This window comes from Pseudoxanthobacter sp. (assembly GCF_036822375.1).
In the GTDB taxonomy this organism is placed as follows: Bacteria; Pseudomonadota; Alphaproteobacteria; order Rhizobiales; family Segnochrobactraceae; genus Pseudoxanthobacter.
The window spans coordinates 2,140-5,642 of the sequence record NZ_DAISHT010000214.1 but is presented as its reverse complement, the minus strand read 5'-3'; the positions used below and the strand labels follow the sequence as shown (position 1 = coordinate 5,642).

The window sequence follows — 3,503 nt, the reverse complement described above, 5'->3', positions numbered from 1 at the left end:
CCAGCTTGTCGAGGCGCACCAGCGGCGTGTCGCCCACGGTCTCGGTGATGGAATTGTAGATGCGGCCGCGACCGGGCTTCTTCTCGGCGCCATGTCCCGTCTGTGCCATCTGTCTGGTCCTTCCGTCGGGCGGATAAAGTCCATCCGCGTAATAGATTATATTTATCATTACACCCCCAACCGCCCGCAGGCGCAAGGGGCCGTGTGGTGGCCGGTCGTCGCGGCCCGCCCTCAGCCGCGCCCGGTGGAGCCGAAACCGCCGGTGCCGCGGTCGCTGGCCGGCAATTCGCTCACCTCCACCAGCACCGGGGCGGAAACCGGGGCGACGACCATCTGCGCAATGCGATCGCCGCGGCTGAGAATAACCGGTTCGACGCCGAGATTGATCAGGATCACCTGTATCTCGCCGCGATAGTCGGCATCCACGGTTCCGGGGGCGTTCAGCACCGTGATGCCGTGCCTTGCCGCAAGGCCGGAGCGCGGGCGCACCTGCGCCTCGAAGCCCTCCGGCAGGGCAATGGCCAGCCCGGTCGGCACCAGCGCCCGCGCGCCCGGCGCCAGCACCAGCGGCTGATCGGCCGGCAGCGCGGCGCGCAGATCCAGCCCCGCCGCGCCGCGCGTGGCGGCAACCGGCAGGTCGAGCCCGGCCGCATGCGGCAGGCGAAGAACGGGAACGGACACCATCGGCGGGACTCCACGACACAGGACCCGGGGCAAGATCCGGGGCAAGATCCGGGGCAAAAGATTCGGAAGCGGACAACCGCAGGCAGGCAAACGGGGCAACAGACAGGACAGGACCGGGCAGAACCGGGCACGGCGGCAGCCGGGCGCCGCGGGCCGGTCCGCCCGTTCAGGCGGCGCCGGGCACGCCCTGCTCCAGCCAGTCGGCAAACCGGGCGACGAGGCGCGCGGCGACCGCCTCCTTGGGCGCACGCGGCCAGTCTTCGACGCCGGCACGGGTCACCAGATGCACGGCGTTGAAGGCCCCGCCCATGATGCCGGTCTGCGCCGAGACATCGTTCGCCACGATGACATCCGCCCCCTTGCGGGCCAGCTTGGCACCGGCATTGGCGATGAGATCGTTGGTTTCGGCGGCAAAACCCACGAGCAGCCGCGGCCTGAGCGCCGCATCGTGGCCGACGGTGGCGAGGATATCCGGGTTCTCCACCAGCTCCAGCACCGGCGGGCGGCCGGAGCCGTCCTTCTTGATCTTGCGATCGCCTTCGCTCGCCACCCGCCAGTCGGCCACAGCCGCCGTCATCACCGCGATGTCAGCCGGCAGGGCCGCCTGCACGGCGTCCAGCATCTGGCGGGCCGTTTCCACCCGCACCACCCGCACGCCGGCGGGACCGGCCAGCGTGACGGGGCCGGAGACCAGCACCACCTCCGCCCCCGCGGCAGCCGCCGCAGCCGCAATGGCATAGCCCTGCTGGCCCGACGAGCGGTTGGCGATGTAGCGCACCGGATCGATGGGTTCGTGCGTCGGCCCGGCGGTGACGATCATGCGGCGGCCGGCGAGGCGGCCGGAAAGCGGATCGTCGGAACCGGCCGGCGGCGCGGCCAGAAGCGCTTCGGCGGCGGCCACGATTTCCAGCGGCTCAGCCATGCGGCCGGTGCCGGCCTCGCCGCGCTCGGCCATCGCACCGCTGTTGGGCCCGACGAAATGCACACCGTCGCCGGCCAGACGGGCACGGTTGCGCTTCGTGGCGGCATTGTCCCACATGCGCGGGTTCATGGCCGGGGCCAGCAGCACCGGGCGGTCGGTGGCCAGCAGGCAGGCACTCGCCAGATCGTCGGCAAGGCCGCTGGCCATCTTGGCCATCAGATCGGCGGTGGCCGGGGCCACCACCACCAGGTCGGCCTCGCGGGCCAGACGGATGTGGCCGATATCGTGTTCCGCCGTCAGGTCGAACAGGTCGTCGAACACCCGCTCGCCGGTCAGCGCGCCGAAGGCGAGCGGGGTCGCGAACTGCTTCGCCGCCTTCGTCATCACCGCGCGCACGGCAAAGCCGCGCTCCTTGAGACGGCGCACCAGATCGAGCGACTTGTAAGCCGCAATGCCGCCGCCCACGATCAGCAGCACCCGGCGGCCGGCCGGCTCGGTCACGATGCCGCCGTGAAGCTGCGCGGCGCCGCCACCCGCACCCGCGCCGCGCCGTTCGCGATCTCGTAGATCGCCAGCCCGCGGCGAATCTGGCCGTTGGGCTCGAAGCGGAACAGACCGTCGACGCCGATGAAGCCATCCCGGTTGGTCAGCACGCCCGGCGCAAAGGGCTGCTGCGGCACGGCCCGCACCAGCCCGGCGGCCAGCGTGGCGCCGTCATAGGCAAGCGAGGCGGTGCGCGGCGGCGGCGTGCCGAACTTGGCGGTGTAGCGGGCCGAGAACAGCTCGAACCCCGTCTTGTCGGGCGCCGCATACCAGCCGCCGGCAAAGGCCGGGTTGGCGGAAACGCGGGTATCGTCCCACTGGCCGGAGCCCAGCAGCTGCACCCGGCCGCCGGCCAGTCCGCTCTGGGTCAGCGCGGTGGCGATGGCGCCGGCGGCATCGCCGCCTTCGGGCACGAACAGCGAATCGATCTGACCGGCAAGGGCGGCGACGGCCTGCATCTTCTGCGGCAGGTCGGCCCGGCTGGCCGCATAGCGCGACACCGACACCAGCGTGATGCCGGAGCGGCCGGCAACCTCGCGCAGCGCCGCCTCGGCCACCATGCCATAGGCCGAATCCGGCAGCAGCGCCGCCATGGCGCGCTTGCCCTGACTGGCGGCGTAAGTGACGATACGCTCCACGTCCTGCTGCGGCGGGAAGCTCAGCAGATAGACGCCGGGCCCGGCCACCGACACATCGGTGGAAAAGCCGATCACCGGCAGATTGGCCGGCCGCGCCACCGAGGCCGCCCCGGCCACCGCCGGCGAGAAGATCGGGCCGAGGATGAGCTGCGAGCCTTCGGCGATGGCCTGCTGGGCCGCCGCGCGGGCGCCCTGATCGGACCCGCCGTCATCCTTGACAGAAATGCGGATGTTGCCCTGCGGGAAGTCCGACACCGCCAGCGCCGCCGCATTGCGGAACGACTGGCCGAGCGGGCTCGACAGCGGCAGCAGCAGGGCAACCGGCACGCTGCCGCTGCCCAGCACATCGCCCGTGGGCCGGGCCGGCGTGGTGGAAACCGCGGGGGCCGCGGGCTGGTTGCCGGTGGTGGTGCAGGCCGCAGCCAGCGCCGCCAGCCCCAGCCCGGCCACCGCACGACGGGTCATCCCGCCGGCCGCCGCCGTCGCCTCGGCAGATTCCGCTTCGCAGCCGGCCATTTCCGGCCTCCATTCGGCAGCACCATCAACGCGGGACACAGTCCGCTCTCCCTGTTCGACCGCAACGGACCCGTCGCGCCGGCCACTTCGGCCGGCAGGCCGGTCCCCTGCCGTTTATTCCGTGCGCGCCGCAGCACCGGCGACAAGCCGGTATTCTGCCTTGCTGACGCACATTCCCGTGAGCCTGCCCGATGAGCCTG

Annotated in this window: 3 protein-coding genes; all 3 read right to left on the bottom strand. The window is 71.9% G+C overall.

The window, feature by feature from the left end; all coding sequences use genetic code 11:
• Positions 1-231: 231 nt before the first annotated feature.
• The 3 genes from dut to V7067_RS14915 all read right to left on the bottom strand — a co-directional run bounded on the left by dut (position 232) and on the right by V7067_RS14915 (position 3,252).
• On the bottom strand, positions 232-684 hold the full coding sequence (dut, locus tag V7067_RS14925; RefSeq protein WP_334176698.1) for a dUTP diphosphatase: 453 nt from the start codon (positions 682-684) through the stop codon (positions 232-234).
• 166 nt (positions 685-850) lie between these two features.
• Positions 851-2,107, bottom strand: coding sequence for a bifunctional phosphopantothenoylcysteine decarboxylase/phosphopantothenate--cysteine ligase CoaBC (gene coaBC / locus V7067_RS14920; protein WP_334176697.1), 1,257 nt, complete (start codon positions 2,105-2,107; stop codon positions 851-853).
• Complete coding sequence (locus V7067_RS14915) at positions 2,104-3,252, bottom strand: penicillin-binding protein activator (protein WP_334176696.1); 1,149 nt, start codon at positions 3,250-3,252, stop codon at positions 2,104-2,106. The genes coaBC and V7067_RS14915 overlap by 4 nt, the downstream gene beginning before the upstream one ends.
• Positions 3,253-3,503: the final 251 nt, after the last annotated feature.